The 21850-nt window shown below is 65.4% G+C and carries 21 protein-coding genes; 8 read left to right on the top strand and 13 right to left on the bottom strand.

Going from position 1 to position 21850, the window contains the following annotated elements:
• Positions 1-118: 118 nt before the first annotated feature.
• The 3 genes from ACTJJM_RS14060 to sucC all read right to left on the bottom strand — a co-directional run bounded on the left by ACTJJM_RS14060 (position 119) and on the right by sucC (position 4044).
• A complete protein-coding gene (locus ACTJJM_RS14060; RefSeq protein WP_043402872.1) occupies positions 119-1753 on the bottom strand; it encodes an NAD+ synthase in 1635 nt (544 codons plus the stop codon).
• Positions 1754-1978: 225 nt separating this feature from the next.
• Positions 1979-2854 (bottom strand): succinate--CoA ligase subunit alpha, encoded by an 876-nt coding sequence (sucD, locus tag ACTJJM_RS14055; protein WP_005410793.1) that lies wholly within the window; start codon positions 2852-2854, stop codon positions 1979-1981.
• Positions 2855-2874: 20 nt separating this feature from the next.
• On the bottom strand, positions 2875-4044 hold the full coding sequence (gene sucC / locus ACTJJM_RS14050; RefSeq protein WP_004154430.1) for an ADP-forming succinate--CoA ligase subunit beta: 1170 nt from the start codon (positions 4042-4044) through the stop codon (positions 2875-2877).
• 405 nt (positions 4045-4449) lie between these two features.
• On the opposite strand from sucC, the gene ACTJJM_RS14045 reads away from it, so the two are divergent.
• From ACTJJM_RS14045 to ACTJJM_RS14035, 3 genes are all read left to right on the top strand, one after another.
• Positions 4450-6063, top strand: a complete 1614-nt coding sequence (locus ACTJJM_RS14045; RefSeq protein WP_019336430.1) for a sensor histidine kinase — start codon at positions 4450-4452, stop codon at positions 6061-6063.
• 60 nt (positions 6064-6123) lie between these two features.
• On the top strand, positions 6124-7497 hold the full coding sequence (locus ACTJJM_RS14040) for a sigma-54-dependent transcriptional regulator (RefSeq protein WP_010481514.1): 1374 nt from the start codon (positions 6124-6126) through the stop codon (positions 7495-7497).
• A 275-nt stretch (positions 7498-7772) separates the two neighbouring features.
• Positions 7773-8069, top strand: a complete 297-nt coding sequence (locus tag ACTJJM_RS14035) for a hypothetical protein (protein ID WP_010481512.1) — start codon at positions 7773-7775, stop codon at positions 8067-8069.
• 42 nt (positions 8070-8111) lie between these two features.
• Here ACTJJM_RS14035 and pilB read toward each other — a convergent pair whose 3' ends face one another.
• The 3 genes from pilB to ACTJJM_RS14020 form a co-directional block, all read right to left on the bottom strand.
• Complete coding sequence (gene pilB, locus ACTJJM_RS14030; protein ID WP_010481510.1) at positions 8112-9839, bottom strand: type IV-A pilus assembly ATPase PilB; 1728 nt, start codon at positions 9837-9839, stop codon at positions 8112-8114.
• A 13-nt stretch (positions 9840-9852) separates the two neighbouring features.
• Positions 9853-10245 (bottom strand): hypothetical protein, encoded by a 393-nt coding sequence (locus ACTJJM_RS14025; RefSeq protein ID WP_010481509.1) that lies wholly within the window; start codon positions 10243-10245, stop codon positions 9853-9855.
• A gap of 83 nt (positions 10246-10328) precedes the next feature.
• A complete protein-coding gene (locus ACTJJM_RS14020) occupies positions 10329-10772 on the bottom strand; it encodes a pilin (protein WP_010481507.1) in 444 nt (147 codons plus the stop codon).
• A 361-nt stretch (positions 10773-11133) separates the two neighbouring features.
• Between ACTJJM_RS14020 and ACTJJM_RS14015 the strand changes: the two genes are divergently transcribed.
• The 3 genes from ACTJJM_RS14015 to coaE are packed head-to-tail and all read left to right on the top strand — an operon-like array spanning position 11134 to position 13888.
• A complete protein-coding gene (locus tag ACTJJM_RS14015) occupies positions 11134-12393 on the top strand; it encodes a type II secretion system F family protein (protein WP_440865770.1) in 1260 nt (419 codons plus the stop codon).
• Positions 12394-12401: 8 nt separating this feature from the next.
• Positions 12402-13265, top strand: a complete 864-nt coding sequence (locus ACTJJM_RS14010) for a prepilin peptidase (protein ID WP_010481503.1) — start codon at positions 12402-12404, stop codon at positions 13263-13265.
• Between the two features lie 11 nt (positions 13266-13276).
• Entirely contained in the window at positions 13277-13888 is a 612-nt protein-coding gene (gene coaE, locus ACTJJM_RS14005) for a dephospho-CoA kinase (protein WP_043402827.1), read from the top strand.
• A gap of 156 nt (positions 13889-14044) precedes the next feature.
• On the opposite strand, the gene ACTJJM_RS14000 is transcribed toward coaE, so the two are convergent.
• The 6 genes from ACTJJM_RS14000 to rimK form a co-directional block, all read right to left on the bottom strand.
• The gene (locus tag ACTJJM_RS14000) at positions 14045-14431 is read right to left on the bottom strand and encodes a hypothetical protein (RefSeq protein ID WP_071306348.1); all 387 of its coding nucleotides are present in this window, start codon (positions 14429-14431) and stop codon (positions 14045-14047) included.
• Between the two features lie 482 nt (positions 14432-14913).
• Positions 14914-16281 carry a sensor histidine kinase gene (locus tag ACTJJM_RS13995; RefSeq protein ID WP_032952284.1) on the bottom strand — a complete coding sequence of 456 codons (1368 nt, stop codon included), beginning with the start codon at positions 16279-16281 and terminating at the stop codon, positions 14914-14916.
• Complete coding sequence (locus tag ACTJJM_RS13990; protein WP_005410804.1) at positions 16244-16921, bottom strand: response regulator transcription factor; 678 nt, start codon at positions 16919-16921, stop codon at positions 16244-16246. Before ACTJJM_RS13990 ends, ACTJJM_RS13995 begins: the two co-directional genes overlap by 38 nt.
• An 8-nt stretch (positions 16922-16929) precedes the next feature.
• The gene (locus ACTJJM_RS13985; RefSeq protein ID WP_019336437.1) at positions 16930-17403 is read right to left on the bottom strand and encodes a hypothetical protein; all 474 of its coding nucleotides are present in this window, start codon (positions 17401-17403) and stop codon (positions 16930-16932) included.
• Between the two features lie 89 nt (positions 17404-17492).
• Positions 17493-17969 (bottom strand): hypothetical protein, encoded by a 477-nt coding sequence (locus ACTJJM_RS13980; RefSeq protein WP_010481495.1) that lies wholly within the window; start codon positions 17967-17969, stop codon positions 17493-17495.
• 246 nt (positions 17970-18215) lie between these two features.
• Complete coding sequence (gene rimK / locus ACTJJM_RS13975) at positions 18216-19094, bottom strand: 30S ribosomal protein S6--L-glutamate ligase (RefSeq protein ID WP_440865769.1); 879 nt, start codon at positions 19092-19094, stop codon at positions 18216-18218.
• A 167-nt stretch (positions 19095-19261) separates the two neighbouring features.
• On the opposite strand from rimK, the gene ACTJJM_RS13970 reads away from it, so the two are divergent.
• Positions 19262-19627 carry a hypothetical protein gene (locus ACTJJM_RS13970; RefSeq protein WP_239682767.1) on the top strand — a complete coding sequence of 122 codons (366 nt, stop codon included), beginning with the start codon at positions 19262-19264 and terminating at the stop codon, positions 19625-19627.
• Between the two features lie 64 nt (positions 19628-19691).
• On the opposite strand, the gene ACTJJM_RS13965 is transcribed toward ACTJJM_RS13970, so the two are convergent.
• Entirely contained in the window at positions 19692-20876 is a 1185-nt protein-coding gene (locus ACTJJM_RS13965; RefSeq protein WP_440865768.1) for a hypothetical protein, read from the bottom strand.
• Between the two features lie 94 nt (positions 20877-20970).
• Between ACTJJM_RS13965 and ACTJJM_RS13960 the strand changes: the two genes are divergently transcribed.
• Entirely contained in the window at positions 20971-21849 is an 879-nt protein-coding gene (locus ACTJJM_RS13960) for a PoNe immunity protein domain-containing protein (RefSeq protein WP_440865767.1), read from the top strand.
• Position 21850: the final 1 nt, after the last annotated feature.

Below are 21850 nucleotides of genomic sequence, written 5' to 3'. Positions count from 1 at the left end.
CCACGCCATGCGTGGATGATCTTCGACCATCGTGCGGACCAAGGTCCGCACCCACCGGAGAGGGCCAACGGGTTGCCGGCCATCGGCCGGCACTCCCTGTCGTCTGCTGGACCGGGCCTCAGCCCTTGTAGCCGTTGCTGATCGGGTAACGACGCTCACGGCCGAACGCCCGGCGCGAGACCTTCGGCCCGGGCGCGGCCTGATGCCGCTTCCACTCGCTGATGCGCACCAGGCGAAGCACGCGGTCGACCACGGTCGCGTCGTAACCGGCCGCCACGATCTCCGTGCGCGACTGCTCCTGATCGATGTAGCGGTACAGGATGCCATCCAGCACGTCATAGGCCGGCAGCGAATCCTGGTCCAGCTGGTTCTCGCGCAGCTCGGCCGACGGCGGGCGGCTGATCACCGCCGGCGGGATCACCGGTGCGCCGCCCACGGTGTTGCGCCACTTGGACAGCCCGAACACCTCGGTCTTGTAGAGGTCCTTCAATGGCGCATAGCCACCGCACATGTCGCCGTAGATGGTGGCGTAACCGACCGCGTACTCGCTCTTGTTGCCGGTGGTCAGCAGCAGGCCGCCGAACTTGTTGGCCAGCGCCATCAGGATCACGCCACGGCTGCGCGACTGCAGATTCTCTTCGGTCACGTCCGGCGTGGTGCCCTCGAACATCGGCGCCAGCGATTCCATCAGGCCCTTGAACGCCGGCTCGATCGACACCGCCTCCAGCTTCACGCCCAGTGCCTGGCACTGCTCGGCCGCCAGGTCGTTGGAAAGGCCTGCGGTATAGCGCGACGGCAACCGCACGGCGGTGACGTTCTCGGCGCCCATCGCGTCCACGGCCATGGCCAGCACCAGCGCCGAATCGATGCCACCGGACAGGCCCAGCCACACCTTCCTGAAGCCGTTCTTGCGGCAGTAGTCCTGGATGCCACGGGTCACGGCACGCCAGGCCAGCGCGTCCATGCTCTCGTCGCCATCGTCCATCCACACGTGCGGCATGAAGCGGCGGGTTTCACCGTCGTACTCCACCACCAGCCACTGGTCGACGAAGGCGGCGGCGGCCGGGTGCACGGTACCGTCGCCATCGGCCACAACCGAGGCGCCATCGAACACCAGCGCGTCCTGGCCACCGACCACGTTGAGGTAGGCAATCGCCGCCCCGCTCTCACGGGTGCGCGCGGCCAGCACCGCATCGCGCTGGGCATGCTTGCCCCGCTCGTACGGCGACGCATTCGGCACCACCACCAGCTGCGCGCCGGCGCGCACGGTGTCGGCCAACGGCTCGGCGAACCACAGGTCCTCGCAGATCAGCAGGCCGACCGGCACACCGTTGACCTCGAACACGCAGCTGCCGCCATCCGGATCGACATCGAAGTAGCGGCGCTCGTCGAACACCGCGTAGTTCGGCAGCTCGCGCTTGCGGTAGGTCTGCTCCACCAGGCCATCGCGCAGCACGCTGGCAGCGTTGTAGACCACCGCGCCAGCCGCCTGCGGCCAGCCGACCACCGCGGTGATGCCGCGGCAGGCGGCAGCGATGCGGGTCATCGCCTGCTCGCACTCGTACAGGAAGCCCGGGCGCAGCAGCAGGTCCTCCGGCGGGTAACCGCTCACCGCCAGCTCGGGGAACATCACCAGCTCGGCGCCGTACTCGTCGCGCGCCTGGCCGATCATCTCGATGATGCGCTCGGTGTTGCCGGCGACATCGCCGACCGGGAAGTCGAACTGCGCCATCGCGATGCGGATCGAAGCCATTGGGAATCCAGCCTGTGGTTGCAATGCCGCCATTGTAGCGCTGCGCCATGCGCGCACCGGGCGTGCTCACTGCGTGGACAGCCCTGGCTCAGTAGATCCACGCCATGCGTGGATGGGCCGACCAGGCGGCCGCCAGACGCAGAAAAGCCGCCCGAGGGCGGCTTTTCCAAAGCAAGCCGAGCGTGGGCTCGGCTCTACAGAATCGGCTGCCAGAGGCAGTCGTTCTTATTTCACCAGCTTGGCGATGGCAGCGCCCAGGTCGCCCGGCGAGCGGACGGTGACGACACCGGCAGCTTCCATGGCGGCGAACTTGCCTTCGGCCGTGCCCTTGCCGCCCGAGGCGATCGCACCGGCGTGGCCCATGCGCTTGCCGGCCGGAGCCGACGCACCGGCGATGAAACCGACGACCGGCTTCTTCACGTGATTCTTGATGTACTCGGCGCCGGCTTCTTCGGCGTCACCGCCGATTTCGCCAACCATGATGATGCCTTCGGTCTGCGGGTCTTCGTTGAACAGCTTCAGGCAGTCGACGAAGTTCAGGCCGTTGATCGGGTCACCACCGATGCCGATGCAGGTGGACTGGCCCAGGCCGACTTCGGTGGTCTGCTTGACCGCTTCATAGGTCAGGGTGCCCGAACGCGACACGATGCCGATCTTGCCCGGCTGGTGGATGTGGCCCGGCATGATGCCGATCTTGCACTCACCCGGGGTGATGACGCCCGGGCAGTTCGGCCCGATCAGCACGGTGTCCGGATGCGAACGGGTCAGCACGTTCTTGACGCGCAGCATGTCCAGCACCGGGATGCCTTCGGTGATGCAGACGATGACCTTGATGCCGGCAGCAGCGGCTTCCAGGATCGCGTCGGCCGCGTACGGCGGCGGCACGTAGATGACCGAAGCGTTGGCGCCGGTGCTCTGCACGGCGTCGGCAACGGTGTTGAAGACCGGCAGGTCGATGTGGGTGGTGCCACCCTTGCCCGGGGTCACGCCGCCAACAACCTGGGTGCCGTACTCGATCATCTGAGTGGCGTGGAAGGTGCCCTGCTGGCCGGTGAAGCCCTGCACGATCACCTTGGTGTTCTTGTTAATCAAAACAGACATGGGAATTCCTTGGTGTCGAATCAGGCAGCGTTCTTGACAGCTTCAACGATCTTCTTGGCGCCATCGTTGATGTTGTCAGCCGGGATGATGGCCATGCCGCTGTCGCGCAGCAGCTGCTTGCCTTCTTCCACGTTGGTGCCTTCCAGGCGCACCACGACCGGAACCTTGACGCCCACTTCCTTCACGGCGGCGATGATGCCTTCGGCAATCATGTCGCAGCGGACGATGCCGCCGAAGATGTTGACGAAGATGCCTTCAACCTTGTCCGAGGACAGGATCAGCTTGAACGCTTCGATGACGCGCTGCTTGTTGGCACCGCCGCCCACGTCCAGGAAGTTCGCCGGCTCGCCGCCGTTGAGCTTGATGACGTCCATGGTGGCCATGGCCAGGCCGGCGCCGTTCACCATGCAGCCGATGTTGCCGTCCATGGTGACGTAGTTGATGTCCAGCTCCGAAGCGATCACTTCGGTCGGATCTTCCTGGGTCTTGTCGCGCATGGCGACCAGGGCCTTCTGGCGGAACGCGGCGTTGTCGTCGCTGTCGAACTTGCCGTCCAGCGCGTACAGGTTGCCGTCGTCCAGGATGGCCAGCGGGTTGATTTCAACCAGGGCCAGGTCCTTTTCGTTGAACAGGCGGTACAGGTTCACCATGATGCTGGCGAACTGGCCGGCCTGCTTGGCGGTCAGGCCCAGCTTGAAGCCGAAATCACGGCCGTGGTAACCCTGCACGCCTTCGACGAAGTCGACGTTCAGCGAGTGGATCAGCTCCGGGGTTTCAGCAGCGACCTGCTCGATTTCCACGCCGCCTTCCGAAGAGGCGATGTAGGTGATGGTCTTGGTGCCACGGTCGACCAGCACCGACAGGTACAGTTCCTTGACGATCTCGCCGGCGGTGGTCACCAGCACCAGGTTGACCGGCAGTTCAACGCCTGCGGTCTGGTAGGTGGCCATCTTGGTGCCGAGCATCTTGGCCGCAGCGGCCTTCACGTCGTCGGTGGTCTTGCAGAACTTGACGCCGCCAGCCTTGCCGCGGCCGCCAGCGTGGATCTGCGCCTTGACCATCCAGGGGCCCTGGCCCAGGGAGTTGGCAGCGGCAACCGCTTCGTCCGGGGTCGCAGCGACCTTGCCGGCCGGGACCGGGATGCCGTACTCGGCAAGCAGTTGTTTTGACTGGTATTCGTGGAAATTCATGCGTCACCGTGGGAATAGGAACGACCGCACGCAATTCCTCAGGGCCCCGGCGGGGCGCCGGCATGGACCGCGGCGGGCCCACTATTGTGGCCGAGCCAGCGCCGGGGCGCAAAGAAGTCTGTACAAAACGCCAGACCCGGCCAGATTTCCACCGCCATTCAGGCAGTTGCGCCCGGGCCGCCGTTGGCCACCGGTATCCACGGCGGGCCAAATGCGCGATCCGGGCGGCTCCGGCGGCGCCCTGCCGGGGGCCCTATACTGGTCAACCAAGGTGTGTAGTGCCGGGCCTGCCCGGCTGCTTCCACCGCAGGCCACAGAGAAGCGACGTACCCGCCCGGCTTCAGGGGATGCCAGGCAGGACCGCCGCAGATTCCAGACCCAGGCAGCCAGAAGGGGAGTTCCGGCGTGTCACCCAGTGCTTCATTGATCGACCGCATCGAATCGATTCCGCGGCGTGAGCTGTACTTCTTCGCGCTGTACCGGGTGCTGATCGCCGCGGTCATCGCCGGCCTGCTCTACAGCCCCCTGTCCGGCATGGTCGGCGAGGCCCATCACCCGCGCCTGGCCGATACCGTCGCGGCCATCTATCTGCTGCTGTCGCTGCTGGCCCTGGCGATCGGCCGCAACGAACGCTGGCTGCGCCCGATCGTGGTCAGCAGCGTGCTGGTGGACATCATCGCCGCCACCCTGCTGGCGCATGCCCTGCCCGGTGCCAGCGCCGGCATCTCGATGTCGCTGCTGTTCAACATCGCCGCTGCCGCCACCCTGCTGCCATTGAGCTGGGGCCTGGGCCTGGCGATCGTTGCCAGCCTGGCTACCGGTACCGAATACCTCTGGAAGGTGCTCGAAGGCGGCGACCCCACCCGCACGCTGGCCGAGCTGGCCATGTTCGCCACCAGCTATCTGGCGTTGGCCTTCATCAGCTACCAGGTGGGCAACCGCGCGCGCCGCAACCAGCAGCTGGCCAACCAGCGCGGCGACGAAGTGGCCAACCTGTTCCAGATCAACGAACTGATCATCCGCCGCATGCGCACCGGCGTGCTGGTGGTGGACGCCGACAACCGCATCACCCTGGCCAATGAAGCGGCCTCGATGCTGCTCGGCGACAACGACGGCATCGGTGAGACAGGACGCCTGGATCTGGCCAGTGCCGCGCCGGAACTGGCGCGCCGCCTGCAGCGCTGGCGCAACGGCTGGGCGCAGGACGAACTGCCGCTGCAACTCAACCCCGACCAGCCCGAAGTGCAACCACGCTTCGCCCGCCTGCTGGCCGGCAGCGAGCTGGCCCTGGTGTTCCTGGACGATTCCAGCGTGGTCTCCCGGCGCGCCGAATCGCTCACTCTGTCGGCCATGGGCCGCTTCTCGGCCAGCCTTGCCCATGAAATCCGCAACCCGCTGGCGGCAATCAACTACGCCGTGCAGCTGCTGGAAGAAGGCACCGGTTTCAACGAAAGCGACCGCCGCCTGCTGCAGATCATCCGCCAGCAATGCCAGCGCACCAACGGCATCGTCGAGAGCGTGCTGGGGCTGGCACGGCGCGAACGCGCCACGCCCGAGAACGTGGACCTGGTCGCCTTCGTGCGCCGCTTCGTGCTGGAGTACAAGCAGGGCCAGACGCTGGAGACCGACAGCATCGAACCGATCATCAGCGACACGGCGGTGATGGCGCAGGTCGATACCAAGCACCTGTACCAGGTGCTCACCGTGCTGGTGCACAACGCATTGAAGTACGGCCGCATCGGCCAGCAGCCGGCGCGGGTACGCCTGCGCGTGGCACAGCACGAACGCAGCGCGGTGATCGACGTGATGGACCGTGGCCCCGGCATTCCCGAGAGTGTGGCCGCACAGCTGTTCCGTCCGTTCTTCACCACCTCCGAGCACGGCACCGGGCTGGGCCTGTATATCGCCCGCGAGTTGTGCCGCGCCAACCAGGCACGGCTCGACTACATCCCGGTGCCGGCAGGCGGCTCCTGCTTCCGCCTGGTGCTGCCCGGCCCGCACACGCTGTTGCCCACCTGATCCCCAATCTGTGCGTCAAACATTTGTCGCTTCCAGCCCCCTCGTTTATCTTTCACGCCCATGAACGAAACCCGCAGCGCCCTCGTCGTCGACGATGAACGCGACATCCGCGAACTGCTGGTACTGACCCTCGGCCGCATGGGGCTGCGCATCAGTACCGCCGCCAACCTGGCCGAAGCACGCGAGCTGCTGGCCAGCAATCCGTACGACCTGTGCATCACCGACATGCGCCTTCCGGATGGCAACGGCATTGAGCTGGTCAGCGAAATCGCCCAGCACTACCCGCGCACGCCGGTGGCGATGATCACCGCCTTCGGCAGCATGGACCTGGCCGTGGAAGCGCTGAAAGCCGGCGCCTTCGACTTCGTCAGCAAGCCGGTGGACATCTCGGTGCTGCGTGGCCTGGTCAAGCACGCGCTGGAACTCAACAACACCGAACGCCCTGCGCCCGGCCCCGCCACCGAACAGGCTGCACGCCTGCTGGGCGCTTCGCCGGCCATGGACGTGTTGCGCACCACCATCGGCAAGGTCGCGCGCAGCCAGGCGCCGGTCTACATCCTCGGTGAATCCGGGGTTGGCAAGGAACTGGTCGCTCGCACCATCCACGCCCAGGGCGCGCGTGCGGCCGGCCCGTTCGTACCGGTCAACTGCGGCGCCATTCCCGGCGAGCTGATGGAGAGCGAATTCTTCGGCCACCGCAAAGGCAGCTTCAGCGGCGCGCATGCCGACAAGCCCGGCCTGTTCCAGGCGGCACACGGCGGCACCCTGTTCCTGGACGAAGTGGCCGAGCTGCCGCTGCAGATGCAGGTGAAGCTGCTGCGCGCGATCCAGGAGAAGTCGGTGCGCGCGGTCGGTGCGGCCAACGAAGAGCCGGTGGACGTACGCATCCTCTCTGCCACCCACAAGGACCTGGCCGAGCTGGTCGAAGATGGGCGCTTCCGCCACGACCTGTACTACCGCATCAACGTGATCGAACTGAAGGTGCCGCCGCTGCGCGAGCGCCGCCAGGACCTGCCGGAGCTGGCGGCCGCCGTGCTGGCGCGGCTGGCCCGCAGCCACGGCCGTGCCACCCCGCTGCTGGCGCCGTCGGCGCTGGAGGCGCTGGCCCACTATGCGTTCCCGGGCAATGTGCGCGAGCTGGAGAACATTCTGGAACGCGCGCTGGCACTGGCCGAAGAAGACCGCATCGGTGCCGACGACCTGCGCCTGCCGCAGCACGCCCCGCGTGCGCCCGGCGGCGCAGCTCCCGCCGAAGCCGTGGCCGACCTGCAGCCGGGCGGCGCCGCCCTGCCCTCGTACATCGAGCAACTGGAACGCAGCGCCATCCAGCGCGCGCTGGAAGAGAACCGCTGGAACAAGACCCGCACCGCCGCGCAGCTGGGGATTACCTTCCGCGCGCTGCGCTACAAGCTGAAGAAGCTGGGGATGGAGTAGAGCCTTACAGTGCGTGGAGGCATCGCTGGCACTGCCAGCGATGGCTCACACGCGGCAGGAAGATCAAAGCATCCAGTCGCAAATGCCCCGCGCGGCATCGAGGCCTTCGATGGTCGGCAGCGCTTGATTGAGGCTTGGCGCAACGAAGATCACGGTACGTCCGCGACAGATGCCTCCTTTTGATGGCAAGCAGCAGCTATTGCAATCGTTTCGAAGTGATCCGTGAGCCCGCACGTGCACCCTGTGATCTCCTTCCAACCAAAGGAGTACACGTCATGAAACCGCTGCTCGTTCTCGCCCTTCTGGCCGGCATCGGCATCCTACCCACCACGGACGCAAGCGCCCAGACGACCCCGCTGGTGTGCCAGGAGAACTTCGCGCGGTCCGAGGCCTACCTCACCTGCAGGGTGAATAGTGTGGAAGTGGTTGCCGGTCGATGCCAGATGCAGATTCCTTGCCAGCGCAACAACGGGGCGACTTATCTCAACCATGGTTCATACGACGTCGCACGGCTACAGAACCTGTGCAACCGCGACGGTATGCTGGTTTACGGCTGCCCGCCGCGCCCCTGACCTCTGCGGAGGTGTCCCTGCAGGGCTCTTGCCCTGCAGGGATCAATCCTTGGTCACGCGATTGATCTCGGCCAGGCTGGTCACGCCCGCGGCGGCCTTCTTCAACGCCGACTGCCGCAGGTCATTCACCCCGATCTGCTGCGCCGCCTCGGCAATCTGCAGTGCATTGCCACCGGCCAGCACGATCGTAGCGATCTCATCGGTCATCGGCATCACCTGGTAGATGCCGGTTCGGCCCTTGTAGCCCTCGGTGCACTCATCGCACCCCACCGCCTCGTACAGCTCAATGCCTGCGTCCAGCTGCGCCTGGGTGAAGCCTTCGGCCAGCAGCGCATGCTCCGGCAGATTCGCCGGACGCTTGCAGTTGCCGCACAACCGGCGCGCCAGGCGCTGCGCGATCACCAGCGTCACCGAGCTGGTGATGTTGTACGGCGCGATGCCCATGTTCATCAGGCGCGCGATGGTCTGCGGCGCATCATTGGTATGCAGCGTGGACAGCACCATGTGGCCGGTCTGCGCCGCCTTGATCGCAATCTCGGCCGTCTCCAGGTCGCGGATTTCGCCGACCATGATGATGTCCGGATCCTGTCGCAGGAACGAGCGCAGTGCCGCGGCGAAGGTCATGCCGCGCTTGTTGTTCTGCTGCACCTGGTTGACACCGGGCAGGCGGATTTCCACCGGGTCTTCGGCGGTGGAAATGTTGCGCGTCTCATCGTTGAGGATGCCCAGCGCGGTATACAGCGACACGGTCTTGCCCGAACCGGTCGGGCCGGTCACCAGCACCATGCCGTACGGCTTGTGGATGGCGTCGTGGAACAGCTTCTGCTGGTCCGGTTCGTAGCCCAGCTTGTCGATGCCCAGCTTGGCCGCGCTGCCATCGAGGATACGAAGCACCACCTTTTCACCGAACAGGGTCGGCAGCGTGCTCACGCGGAAGTCGATCTGCTTGGTCTTGGACAGGTTGAGCTTGATGCGACCGTCCTGCGGCACGCGCTTTTCGGCGATATCCAACTGCGCCATCACCTTCAGGCGCGCAGCGATGCGCTGGTTCAACTTCACCGGCGCACGCGCCACCATCTTCAGCAGGCCGTCGATGCGCAGGCGCACGCGGTAATCGTCTTCGTAGGGCTCGAAGTGGATGTCCGATGCGCCCTTGCGGATCGCATCCACCAGCACCTTGTTGACGAACTTCACCACCGGGGTGTCGTCGCCCTTGGCGTCGATGCCGGAGTCGCCACCCGCGTTGTCTTCGTCGCCCAGGCCAACATCGAGGTTGGCCATGCCCTCGTCATCGCCACCCAGCGCATCGCCGATGGTGTCGTGGCTGGCGTGCCACTGCTCCAACGTACGACGGATCTGGTCTTCGTCGACCAGGATCGGTTCCACCACCAGATTGGTGTGGAACTTGATCTCGTCCAACGCATGGGTCGGGTTGCTGGTACCCACGAACAGCTTGCCACCGCGTTTGAACAGCGGCAGCACGTTGTGCTTGCGCAGCAGCTCCTCGCTGACCAGGCTCATCGCGTTCTGGCTGGTATCGAACGTGGATACGTCGAAAAGCGGCATGCCGAACTCGACCGCATTGGCGGCGGCGAGCTGCGAGGCGCTGACCAGCTTGTTCTGCGCGAACCACGTGGGTAGCGGCTGACGAGCGGCGGCGGCCTTGGCCATGGCGTCGCGGGCGGATGCCTCGTCCAGGGCGCCGTCCTGAACCAGGCGGCGGGCCAGGCCGGTGATGCCGACGAGGTTGGGAGGGGAAACAACGCTCATGGTCTTCCTCGTATCACTTTTGCCCTGACGGCTGGGAATCAGCGGTTGCAGCCGGAACCGGGCCGGTGGAGGCTAGGTAGCTCAGCAGGCGTAGTGGCTTGTTCCTTGGAGCGTCAGGCGCAAGCGCCTGCCAGCACTGGTCCGTCAGCTGCCGCGACGCTGCGGTATCCCCCAGCGACCGTGCGGCATGTTGCATTGCACCGAACAGATAATAGCCCGAGCCGGCATCGACCAGCAGCGCCGGGCCATGCTCGCCCTGCAACAATCGACGTCCTTCCGTTAGTACGGTGTGGTGATCGTCGGTGGCCGCCGCAGCGACCAGCGCCAAGCTGGCAGACAGGGCCGCGCTAAGCTGCAACGCCAAGTCGAACCCTGCTTCGGGCACCAGAACCGCCAATGCACCCATGATGCATCTCTAGCCCAAAATCGCACTCGACAAAAAGGCCCCGTACAAACGGGGCCTTTCTTCTTCGCACTCAGAATCAGAGCTTACTTCGGAGCAGGCGCAGCGGCACCCTGGCACGAACCCGGGCGATACTTCGACTCAATGGAGCCTTCGCAGGTCCACTTCGGAATCACGCCGTTGGCGACGTTGCTGTCATCAGCCAGCAGGGTGATGTTCTTGCCATCGATGTCGGACGAAATGCCCTGAGCGGTGGCAGTGATCTTCTTGTTGGTGGAATCCCAGGTCAGGTCCGAAACATACTGGGTCTTCTGCACATCCGGGGTCCAAGAAGCCGGCGGCAGCTTGTTGTTGCTGGCCACGTATTCCGACACGTCGGTACGCAGCGAAGAAGCCGCCAGGATCACTTCCGAGACCTTGGCCTTCTTGGTGTAGTTCGAGTACGCCGGCAGCGCGATGGCGGCCAGGATGGCGATGATCGCAACGACGATCATCAGTTCGATCAGGGTGAAGCCCTTCTGGTTCTTCATGGTGGTACATCCCCAAGATAAGTGGTGGTTGATGTCGGGGGTGGCTGCCGACCGGCCAGATGGCCGGATGAGCAGGCTGCCCGTCCCCGCGGGTGGATCAACGCAGGTTACGTGCCAATCTCCCATGGCAGCGTCTCCCCGATTTCCCCGCGCCAATGATGGCAGCAATTTCGCGGATGGGAACCCCCCAGAAGCGAATCTGCGATGGACGCGGCAATGTGACGCGGTACGTCACCTTTCGTCTCGCCAGGTCGAAAACCCTGCGCGGCGTCACGCCAGCAGGCTCCCCGGATGGCCCTGAACCGGCTACCATCGCCGGTCAGGATGCCCGCCTGGGGATGGCGGGCCTTGGGGAGCCAACATGTCTGTCAGTCGCAGTGCGATCAAGAAAGAGCCCGTGGCGCGTAGCACCATGGAGCTGCAGCCGTTTGTCTGGGAGGGGACCGACAAGCGGGGTATCAAGATGAAGGGCGAGCAGTTGGCGAAGAACGCCAATCTGCTGCGCGCCGAACTACGCAAGCAGGGAATCAACCCCGGTCAGGTCAAGCCGAAGCCGAAGCCGCTGTTCGGCGCGGCCGGCAAGCCGGTGAATGCCAAGGACATCGCTTTCTTCAGCCGGCAGATGGCCACAATGATGAAATCCGGTGTGCCGATCGTCTCGGCGCTGGAGATCATCGGCAGTGGGCACAAGAACCCGCGCATGAAGAAGATGGTGGATGATATCCGTACCGACATCGAAGGCGGCTCTTCGCTACATGAAGCGATCAGTCGGCATCCGGTGCAGTTCGACGAGCTCTACCGCAACCTAGTACGCGCTGGTGAAAGCGCCGGCGTACTGGAAACAGTGCTGGATACGATCGCTTCCTATAAAGAGAACATCGAAGCGCTGAAGGGCAAGATCAAGAAGGCGCTGTTCTACCCGGCCATGGTGCTGGTGGTGGCGTTCCTGGTCAGCACCGTCCTGCTGGTCTGGGTGGTGCCGCAGTTCGAGGAGGTCTTCAAGAACTTCGGCGCCGATCTGCCGGCCTTCACCCAGATGGTGGTGAACCTGTCCCGGTTCATGGTGTCCTGGTGGTGGCTGATGGCCATCGTCATGATCGGATCGGTGGTGGCCATCGCCATGACCTACCGGCGCTCGGAGAAGATGCAGCATACAGTCGACCGACTGATACTGAAGGTTCCCGTGATCGGGCAGATCATGCATAACAGCTCGATCGCCCGATTTGCACGGACCACGGCGGTGACCTTCAAGGCCGGCGTGCCGCTGGTGGAGGCACTGGGCATCGTGGCTGGCGCCACCGGCAACAAGGTCTATGGCGAGGCGGTACTGCGGATGCGCGACGACGTCTCGGTGGGCTACCCGGTCAACATGGCCATGAAGCAGCTGAACCTGTTCCCGCACATGGTCATCCAGATGACCGGCATCGGCGAAGAAGCGGGCGCCCTGGACGCCATGCTGTTCAAGGTGGCTGAATACTACGAGCAGGAAGTGAACAATGCCGTGGATGCCTTGAGCAGCCTGCTGGAACCGATGATCATGGTGTTCATTGGTACCATTGTCGGTGGCTTGGTCATCGCGATGTACCTGCCCATCTTCAAACTCGGCGCCGTCGTCGGCTAAAGGTATCAATGGCATTTCTCGACCAGCACCCCGGCCTCGGCTACCCCGCCGCGGCCGCCCTGGGACTGCTGCTGGGCAGTTTCCTGAACGTGGTCATCCTGCGGCTGCCCAAGCGGCTGGAGTGGCAGTGGAAGCGCGATGCGCGCGAAGTCCTGGAGGAACCGGACTTCTATGAGCCCCCGCCTCCGGGGATCGTGGTGGAGCCGTCGCACTGCCCGCACTGCAAGCACAAGCTGAGCTGGTACGAGAACATCCCGCTGTTCAGCTGGATCATCCAGGGGGGCAAGTGCCGCCACTGCAAGGCGCCGATCTCGCTGCAGTACCCGCTGGTGGAGGCGCTGACCTCGGTACTGGTGCTGGCCTGCGTCTGGCAGTTCGGTTTCGGCTGGCAGGGCTTTGGCGCCATCGTGCTGACCTGCTTCCTGATCGCCCTGTCCGGCATTGACCTGCGCACGCAGCTGCTGCCCGACCAGCTCACCCTGCCGCTGATGTGGCTGGGGCTGATAGGCAGCATCGACAACCTGTACATGCCGGCCAAGCCCGCCCTGGTGGGTGCGGCGGTGGGTTACCTGTCGCTGTGGACGGTCTGGTGGCTGTTCAAGCAGCTGACCGGCAAGGAAGGCATGGGCCACGGCGACTTCAAGCTGCTGGCGGCGCTGGGCGCTTGGTGCGGGCTGAAGGGCATCCTGCCGATCATCCTGTTGTCGTCGGTGCTGGGCGCCATCATCGGCTCGATCTGGCTGTACAGCCGCGGTCGTGACCGCGCCACGCCCATCCCGTTCGGCCCCTACCTGGCCGTTGCCGGCTGGCTGTACTTCATGTGGGGTGCGCCACTGGTGGAGCAGTACCTGGTGATGAGCGGGCTGCGCTGAGGGGAGTCCCCATGAGCCGCTATGTAGTTGGCCTGACCGGAGGCATCGCCTCCGGCAAGAGCGAAGTGACCCGGCGCTTCGAGGCGCTGGGCATCGTGGTGGCCGACGCCGATCTGGCTGCCCGTGCCGTAGTGGCCGCCGGCAGCCCGGCGCTGGCCCGCATTGCCGAGCGCTTCGGCGCCGACATGCTGCTGGCCGACGGTAGCCTGGACCGAGGGCGCCTGCGCGCCCACGTGTTCGCCGACCCGGCCGAGCGAACGGCGCTGGAAGCGATCACCCACCCTGCCATCCGCCTGCTGATGCAGCAGCAGTGCGAGCAGGCCACCAGCGCCTATGCGATTGCGGCCATTCCGCTGCTGACCGAGGTGGGCGGGCGGAAGGCCTACCCGTGGCTGGACCGGGTGTTGCTGGTGGATGCACCCGAAGCCGTGCAGCACGCCCGGCTGATGCAGCGCGATGGTATCGACGCGGCGCTGGCCGACCGGATGATTGCCGCCCAGGCCAGCCGCGCGCAGCGGTTGGCGCTGGCCGATGACGTGGTGGTCAATGATGGACAGCCGGAGGACCTGCAGGTGCAGGTGGAACAGCTGCATGCGCGGTATCTGGGGTTGGCCGGGGGTTGAGGCCGGGTTGCCGGCCAGCGGCCGGCACTACCAAAGCGTATCCACGCGTGGATCTGGGGATCTGCTGTAGAGCCGAGCCCATGCTCGGCTGCGACCATCAAAGCCGAGCATCGGCTCAGCTCCACAAAGCGCTCTGCATCCACACGTGGCGCGGATCTAGTCCAGCTGCAGGCGGGCGTAGCGGGCGAGTTCACGGGCGCCGAGCAGCAGGCCGTCGACCACATCGGGATTGAGTTGCTGGCGGGCACCGCCCTGCTCCCGCGCGAGTTCGGCGGCGTGCAGCAGCTGGATCAGGGTATGCAGACCGGCAAGCGTGCGGCTGAGGCCGGCCATCATGGCTGCCTGCGCCGGGCTGGCCCCCTGCACGTCCAGCGGCTGGCCGTCGGCGGCGTCGCGGCCATCCATGCGCGCCAGCAGCGCGGGCAGCAGGTCCTTGGGGTCATCCAGCAGAACTTCGACACGCTCGGCGACGTCGGCAGGCAGCAGGTTGGCCGCATCGCCGATCAGGGCGTGCAGCTGGGGGAACAGCGGGCGGTTGGACACGGTGGAACTCCTCGCAGTCGGCAGGCCACCTGCAGATGCAAGGTGGCGGACGGTGCGGGTTGGCGTACCGGAGACCCAACAATCAGCAAAAAGACTCCAGCGGATTCTGACGAATCCCCACGCACCGCCCGCCGAAACAAGGCACGCGGTGCATTTTCCACGACAGGCCGACGCCAGCCGGAAGTTTGCTGAATGTTGGTTTTTTTCAGGACGCCAATCCCGGCCAAGGCACCTGCCCCGGCCAGGTCATCAGGCCATCGCCGCACGCGGCGATCTGTAAGGAAATTCCCAAGTGCGGCGCGGGCTTGCCAATGCGTGCGCTGGAACACGCGCGGGGCGCGGCAGCGATCACGGTGGTGTCGTGTTGGGCCTGAGGCCCGATCATCGCGCGAGGGGAATTCGGTGGCACAAACGACACAGCGCGCGATGCAAGGTCGGCAGGGTTCGTGCCGACCGAGGTCGGCACCACCAAAGCAGGGCCCTTACAACGGCTTCGGCGAGAACGTCAGGGTGGCGATCACGCCACGCTGGCCGCCGGGGCGCACGCTCACCTGCCAGCCGTACAGATCGCACAGGCGGCTGACGATCGACAGGCCGATGCCGCCGCCCTGCGAATGGCCGGCGTGGGTGCCACGGTAGCCACGCTGGAACAGCTTGGCTGCGTCTTCCTCGCTCAGGCCCGGGCCGCTGTCGGTCACCGACACCGAATTGGTGCCGACGAACACGCGTACCTCGCCGTCCTGCGAGTACTTCACGGCATTGCCGATCAGGTTGCCCAGTGCCACCGACAGCGCCGCCTCGGGCGCATCGATCACCAGGTTGCGCTCACCTTCCAGCAGCAGTTCCAGCGGCTTGCCACCCAGCTGCGCACGATGCGCGTCCAGCAGTTGCTCGGCCACGCGGGCGACGTTGCTGGTGCCCTGCCCGCGCTCGTTGCGCGACAGCAGCAGCAGTGCGCCGATCAGGTCGCTGCACTGCTGTTCGGCACGCTGGATGCGCTGCAGGCGCTGCAGCACCTTCTCGTCTAGGCCGGGCCGGGTCAGCAGCAGCTCGGTGGCGCCACGGATCACCGCCAGCGGCGTGCGCAGCTCATGGCTGACGTCTGCATTGAATTCACGGTCGCGCTGCACCACTTCGGTCAGTCGCGAGGAATAGTCGTCCAGCGCCTGTGCCAACTGCCCCACTTCGTCGTCGGGGAAGCGTGGCGCCAGCGGTTCGGGATCGCTGGTGCCGCCGCGATAGGCACGCAGCCGCGCAGCCAGATCCGACACCGGCTTCATCACCTTCGACGCCGACCACCAGCCCAGCACCAGCGACAGCACGCTGAACACCAGCACCGACAGCACCAGCGCGCGGTTGAGCTGCTTGCCGCCGCGCACGCTGTCGGTCATGTCATAGGCAAGGAAGAACCAGGCGTCGGGCGTCTTGCGCACGGCCAGCTTGTAGGAGTACGGCTCGCCGTGCTCGTCACCGCTGACGCTGTGGATGCCATCGGAGAAGCCCGCCCACTGCGCGCGTTCTTCGCGCACCCGGTCGAACTTGTCCTTCGAATAGGCATAGGCCCTGATCTGCAGCACCGGCGCGTCCGGGTTATGCCCGGGGTGCTCGTAATAGCGGCGCGCATACTCGTCGATGTTGCGGTTCATCAGCTCTTCCACCAGCTGGTTTTCCACGCGCAGGCGGGCCCAGTTGGTGGCGAACGCGAACAGTGTCGTCAGGCAGAAGCCCAACAACACGAACGAAACGATGATGCGGCTGCGCAGGCGCCGCCGATAAGGCGTGCGCCGGCGCTCCCCCTTGGTTGCCACCGAATCAGGCTTCCGGGGTGGCGATGCGGTATCCGATGCCATGGCGGGTCTGGATCAGCGGCACTTCAAACGGCTTGTCGACCACCGCACGCAGGCCATGGATGTGCACGCGCAGGGAATCGGAATCGGGCAGTTCTTCGCCCCACACACGGGTTTCCAGTTCCTGGCGGGTCACCACGGCCGGGGCCGCTTCCATCAGCGCCTGCAGGATCTTCAGTGCGGTCGGGTTGAGCTGCAGCAGCTTGCCCTGGCGGCGCACTTCCAGCGTATCCAGGTTGTATTCCAGATCGCCGGTTTCCAGCACGCGGGTCTGCACGCCCTTGCCGCGCCGCGACAGGGCGTTCAGACGCACTTCCACTTCCTGCAGCGCGAACGGCTTGATCAGGTAGTCGTCCGCGCCGGAATCGAAGCCCGCCAGCTTGTTGTCCAGCGAGTCGCGGGCGGTGAGCATCAGTACCGGGGTCTGCTTGCGCGCTTCATTGCGCAACTTGCGGCAGACCTCGATGCCGTCCATGCCTGGCAGATTGAGATCCAGCACGATCGCGTCGAACTCGTGCACCACGGCCAGGTGCAGACCGGTAACCCCGTCAGCCGCGAAGTCCACGGTGTGGCCCCGGTCCTCCAGGTAGTCGCCCAGGTTGGCCGCAATGTCGCTGTTGTCTTCGATTACCAGGATTCTCACTGTCACCTCTAATTGACGAATTTGCCGACGCGCTGGGCCTGGCCCATATCACGCTGTGCCTTGTCCTTCCGCCGGGCGCGCTCGGCAACGGTAGTGCACTGCGTCGTGGCCCGGTTCGAACCCGTGGCCTTTTCACGTTGGCATATTAGACGACTATCTTCACGTGCCTGTGTCAAAACCGTGTTCACGATCTGCTGGTCGTTGAAGACATCGGTTCGTACCTGTTCAGGCATGGAATCGCGGTCAGGGTGCTGCTCGACGGCCGTACGCATGCGCACCAGCGCCTCGCGCACGCGGCTGCGGTCGGTCTGCTTCAGTTCGCTGTAGGTCTCGCCATCGTTGAGTTCGATTTCGATGCGCTCGATCTGCTGTTGCAGCGGCTTGCCGGGGATAAAGACCTCACCGGCCTGGTTCGATGCAGAGGCGGCGGTGGCCAGGGTCAGGCCCGAGACCAGGACCGCCGACATCAGGAGGGACTTCATGACAAACGAATCCTTGTTTGAGTTGAGTGCTGACTGTATTCGCACCACCTTCACGCCAGCAAGTGCCATGCGCAGGGGCATCGGACGGCCTAGTGGTTGGTGGCAGGGTTGAAGTTGTTGAAGGTGCGCTGGTCGTTGAGCAGGGCCTTGCCCTTCTCCTCGATCCGGCGGCGCTCAGCCACGGTCAGGCAGCGGCTTTTAGGCATGTTGCTGCCGGTGGTGCGGGTGTGCTGGCAGATCTGGCGGCTGTCTTCATGGGCGCGGACAAGAACCGTGTTGATCCGCTCCTGGTCGTTGAAGACCTCCGCCTGGACCTGCGGCGGGAGCTCCTGAAGCGTGCGGTGGTCACCCATGCGCTGGGTGATGCGCGCCAGTGCCTGCTGCACCTGGGCACGGTCGTCAGCGGAAATCTCGCTGTATTCGCCGTCATCGAGGGCCTTTTCAACCCGCCGGACCTGCTCGGCCACCGGTGCCTGCCCGTCCATCTGAATGGCGGTTTTCTCCGGCTTGGCGGAGACAGCACCAGACAGCCCCAGCAACAACGCGATCATCGTGATGCGGTACATCGCCAGCCTCCGGATCCATCCAGGAACGATGGGCGCCACTCTACGGCCGTCACGTTGCCTCCACAAGGGACCTGCGGCTGGCATAAAAAAGACCCAGGCGGTGCCCCGCCTGGGTCTGAAGTCGTATCCCGATACCGATCCTGCTGAGAGGCAGAGCTGCGGTTCGCTGAAGGCTACGCCGGCGCCGATTAAAGGCATGTTAAAGCCGGCCTCATTTGCCCATGAGAATTTCAAGCCATTGATTGATCATGGCTTTTTGAGCTTCTCGACGTGCTCGATGATGCGCGTGGCCACATCTACCCCGCAGGCGGCTTCGATGCCCTCCAGCCCTGGCGTGGAGTTGACCTCCAGCACCAGCGGGCCGCGCGCGGAGCGGATCAGGTCCACGCCACAGACCGACAGGCCCAGCGCCTTGGCCGAGCGCACCGCCACCTGATGTTCGGCGCGGCTGGCCTTGGCCGCCACCGCGGTGCCGCCGGCATGCAGGTTGGAGCGGAAGTCCCCTTCCGGCGCCTGGCGCTGCATCGACGCCACCACCTGGTCACCGACCACGAAGCAGCGCAGGTCGGCGCCCTTGGCTTCGCCGATGAACTCCTGCATCAGGAAGTTGGCGTACAGGCCCCGCAGGGCCTCGACGATGCCACGCGACGCACTGGCCTTCTCGGTGAGGATCACCCCCCGTCCCTGGGTACCTTCGTTGAGCTTCACCACGTGTGGCGGCGGGCCGAGCATGGACAGCAGGTCGACGGTGTCATCCGGGTTGTCGCCGAACACGGTGACCGGCATGTCGATGCCCTTGGCGGCCAGCAGCTGGTGCGCACGCAGCTTGTCGCGCGAACGCAGGATCGCGTCGGAGGGGTTGGGCGTACGCGCCCCCATCAGCTCGAACTGGCGCAGCACGGCGGTGCCATAGCGGGTGATCGAGGCACCGATGCGCGGAATGACCATGTCCACGCCGGTCATCGGCCGGCCCTTGTAGTGCATCGAGAAGCCATCGGCGGCGATGCGCATGTAGCAGCGCAGCGGGTCGAGGATGCGTACGGTGTGGCCGCGCGCGCGGGCCGCCTCGACCAGCCGGCGGGTGGAGTACAGGGAGCTGTTGCGGGACAGGATGGCGAGCTTCATCGCGGCAGGATCGGACGGCAGGCGCGCAGCATAGCGCGGGCGGGTGGCGGGTGGATGATGCCCAGCAGGCCGCCGCATCTGCGTGCCTGCCGGGGCTGTGCGAAGATGCCTTTCGCCGGCTGATGGACAGGACACGACCGGCTTACACACCCCAAGGAGAACCACAGATGCGAATGGGAATTCCGCTGTTGTTGCTGTTTGGCCTGGTGGGAGGTGCCGCAGACGTACAGGCTGCGCCGACCCATGCAGTCTCCCGGCTCTACTTCGATGCCAACAACACGCTGATCGGCCAGGGCCTGCGCTACTGCACAGGCAAGACACAGCACCAGGGCGTTGCCTCACACGCCAATACCCGCTGGATCGATGTTTCCTACGCCTGCCAGGGCGACTCGACCAACGTTTCCTACGGCAGCTGGGTGCCTGCGCAACTTCGGCAGGACTTCTGCACGCTGTATGACGCCTGCACGTCACTGATGCCATGGCCGGAACCCGGCCTGCCCGGCACCCTCGGCAACGGCTTCTACTCTGACTGACGCCCGGTAGCCGCTGCACCGTCTCCGGCGATGGCCGCACCGTCGCCGGGGACATCCTCATGGCTCATCCAAGGGATGCGTGGCGCCGCCGAACCGCGCGGGGCAGGCGCAACGAGAAGTGCCCATCGCGGACACGCACGGCCAGTGCGGTTTCCCGCCATTCCACAGGCAAGGCGAGTGCCGTGTGTGGCGTGGGGATGCGTGTGATCGCGTCGAACGACCAGTGTTCCTCATAGGCGTCGCAGCGAAGCGTACCGTCATCGCCGGCCTCGATCACATCGATCCAGGCCGCACTGCGGGCCTTGCCGCTGCCGCCCGTCGCACGGCGGCCAATGGCCTGCCAACGCCCCTGCCAGTGGACGAGCCATACGCCCTCGATGGGACGCAGATCCCCATCAAGCACGCTGCCCGCCACCACCACGCATCGTCCGGACGGGCTGGTGATCACCGTCTCCAGATCGCAGGCGTGACGGTCACTGGGCTCGCCATCGAGACAGAGCGCGTACGGGCAGATGCGCGCGAACAGGGTCGGATGCGCGGTCAGGCGCAGATCGTCGGGCAGCAGCGGGATGGCCCGCAGCACCCGGGCATCCGGCAGGACATGCCGCAATGCCTGCGGCAGCCCGGCGGCCAGTGCGGGATGCTCCGGTTCCAGCCATAGACCCCGGCAGGGGCGGAGCGTGCTCGATCGGCAGGGAAGATCCCGCAACCAGATCGCGGCTTCGGCATCCCCGCCAAGCTGCCGGCGCTCGTGCAGTTCCTGCCAGAACAGGCTGGGAACAATCGTCAGCAGGTGCATCACCTTCTTGTCCGCTTCGTCGTAGACGATCACCGCTTCGCTGCGATCAATGTAGCCACTGGCCACGCGCAGCGCGCTTCCCGCCAGCGTCTGCCACTCGCCACTGGCATCGTGGCTGCCTCCGGTGGATACGCCCTCGACAATGGCGCCATCGCGCAGCATCTGGGTGCTGTAGGCCGGCCCTCCCATGCCCAGCTCCCCCCAATCCAACAGGACATCATGCGTGGGCGGGCGTGTGGCAAAGGGCAGCGTCGCCCGCGAGCGCAGCAGTGCGCCGCCTACGGCATCGCCGACCAGATCGAAGCGCTGCAGCACGCCGCCCACTGCAAGGCACGCGGCCAGGGCGACAACCACGCCCAGCGGCGACCACCAGGCCACGCAGATGGCGACCAGGACCAGGAACGGCAGCCACTGGGTGAAACGGCGGAGGGCGATTCGATCAACGGTCATGCGGGCAGGGTGACTGCGATTGCGCACCATTCAAACCTTCAACGCGGTGCCAGGCAATGGGGGTCGAACCGGCATTGCCGCTAGACTTTCCCTGATGATGGAACCGATGACTGCCGTGAACCGCCGGAATCTGCTGCTGGACGTACTACCGCGATGGAGAGCACTGTCCAAGGATCCGGGAGTACCGCGCCGCATGCTTCGCCTGCCGGACTGGCAGGCAGACTGGAACGCGGGCATGGCCCTGCTTGCGCGTCATGCGCGCAATGGCGGTGAACCTGCGGAGGAACCGCTGCAGGGGCATGCGGCACTGGAACATGCCTACGGCTGGGAAGCGGTTGCCCAGACCGGCAGCAACCTGCTGCTGAAAGGCATTGACCGCGGCTTCGCCCCCACGGCATTGCAGCAGATGCATGCCGACGTGACAGAGCTGTGGCTGGAACACGCACGTTTGCTGGCGTTAGCCCGGGACAGCCTGCAACAGCAAGGCCACGACATCGCGCTGGCCGCGTCGTTGCAACCGCGTACAACGCAGCACTACGAATACGCACTACAGTTGTTGTCACTGGGCGTGCTGCTGGATGCGCAGGATCGTCTTCCGGCGCTGGTGGAGCAGGTGCTCTGCTTCGAAACCGACCGCGTGCTGGACTACCTCAGCGCGCCGGCACTCGGCCTTGCCGAAGCCAGCGATGCGATATTCCATCCGCGCCCGTTCGCCGAGCTGTTCGCGCCATTGCGCGACGGTGAAGCGTTCATCCCTTCACTGCTGGCCGGCTACCTGCAGGTGCAGTACCGCGACTTCTTCCTGCTGTCGCCCAAAGCCCAGAAGCGGACCCGACGCCTGACCGGACCGAATGCCTGGGGCTACTGGGCGCTTGAGGTAGCAGCGCTGGTGGTGCTGTATGGCGGCGACGATGCCGCGCTGCGCACCTGCCCGCACTACCCTTCCGACCTGGTGGACTTCGCCCGGCGCTGAG

Origin of the sequence: Stenotrophomonas sp. 22692 (assembly GCF_052045015.1) — a bacterium.
Lineage (GTDB): Bacteria > Pseudomonadota > Gammaproteobacteria > Xanthomonadales > Xanthomonadaceae > Stenotrophomonas > Stenotrophomonas geniculata.
The sequence above is the reverse complement of the archived record's forward strand: the minus strand, read 5'-3'. Positions and strand labels throughout refer to the sequence as shown.

What these genes read in the sequence shown, in the direction of transcription:
- coaE (WP_043402827.1), top strand. Translation starts at nt 13,277, where the DNA reads ATGAGCCGCTATGTAGTTGGCCTGACCGGAGGCATCGCCTCCGGCAAG.
- ACTJJM_RS14040 (WP_010481514.1), top strand. Translation starts at nt 6,124, where the DNA reads ATGAACGAAACCCGCAGCGCCCTCGTCGTCGACGATGAACGCGACATC.
- rimK (WP_440865769.1), bottom strand. Translation starts at nt 19,094, where the DNA reads ATGAAGCTCGCCATCCTGTCCCGCAACAGCTCCCTGTACTCCACCCGC.
- ACTJJM_RS13980 (WP_010481495.1), bottom strand. Translation starts at nt 17,969, where the DNA reads ATGTACCGCATCACGATGATCGCGTTGTTGCTGGGGCTGTCTGGTGCT.
- ACTJJM_RS14025 (WP_010481509.1), bottom strand. Translation starts at nt 10,245, where the DNA reads ATGGGTGCATTGGCGGTTCTGGTGCCCGAAGCAGGGTTCGACTTGGCG.
- ACTJJM_RS14035 (WP_010481512.1), top strand. Translation starts at nt 7,773, where the DNA reads ATGAAACCGCTGCTCGTTCTCGCCCTTCTGGCCGGCATCGGCATCCTA.
- sucC (WP_004154430.1), bottom strand. Translation starts at nt 4,044, where the DNA reads ATGAATTTCCACGAATACCAGTCAAAACAACTGCTTGCCGAGTACGGC.
- sucD (WP_005410793.1), bottom strand. Translation starts at nt 2,854, where the DNA reads ATGTCTGTTTTGATTAACAAGAACACCAAGGTGATCGTGCAGGGCTTC.
- ACTJJM_RS13965 (WP_440865768.1), bottom strand. Translation starts at nt 20,876, where the DNA reads ATGACCGTTGATCGAATCGCCCTCCGCCGTTTCACCCAGTGGCTGCCG.
- ACTJJM_RS14020 (WP_010481507.1), bottom strand. Translation starts at nt 10,772, where the DNA reads ATGAAGAACCAGAAGGGCTTCACCCTGATCGAACTGATGATCGTCGTT.
- ACTJJM_RS14015 (WP_440865770.1), top strand. Translation starts at nt 11,134, where the DNA reads ATGTCTGTCAGTCGCAGTGCGATCAAGAAAGAGCCCGTGGCGCGTAGC.
- ACTJJM_RS13985 (WP_019336437.1), bottom strand. Translation starts at nt 17,403, where the DNA reads ATGAAGTCCCTCCTGATGTCGGCGGTCCTGGTCTCGGGCCTGACCCTG.
- ACTJJM_RS14010 (WP_010481503.1), top strand. Translation starts at nt 12,402, where the DNA reads ATGGCATTTCTCGACCAGCACCCCGGCCTCGGCTACCCCGCCGCGGCC.
- ACTJJM_RS14060 (WP_043402872.1), bottom strand. Translation starts at nt 1,753, where the DNA reads ATGGCTTCGATCCGCATCGCGATGGCGCAGTTCGACTTCCCGGTCGGC.
- ACTJJM_RS13970 (WP_239682767.1), top strand. Translation starts at nt 19,262, where the DNA reads ATGCGAATGGGAATTCCGCTGTTGTTGCTGTTTGGCCTGGTGGGAGGT.
- ACTJJM_RS13960 (WP_440865767.1), top strand. Translation starts at nt 20,971, where the DNA reads ATGATGGAACCGATGACTGCCGTGAACCGCCGGAATCTGCTGCTGGAC.
- pilB (WP_010481510.1), bottom strand. Translation starts at nt 9,839, where the DNA reads ATGAGCGTTGTTTCCCCTCCCAACCTCGTCGGCATCACCGGCCTGGCC.
- ACTJJM_RS13995 (WP_032952284.1), bottom strand. Translation starts at nt 16,281, where the DNA reads ATGGCATCGGATACCGCATCGCCACCCCGGAAGCCTGATTCGGTGGCA.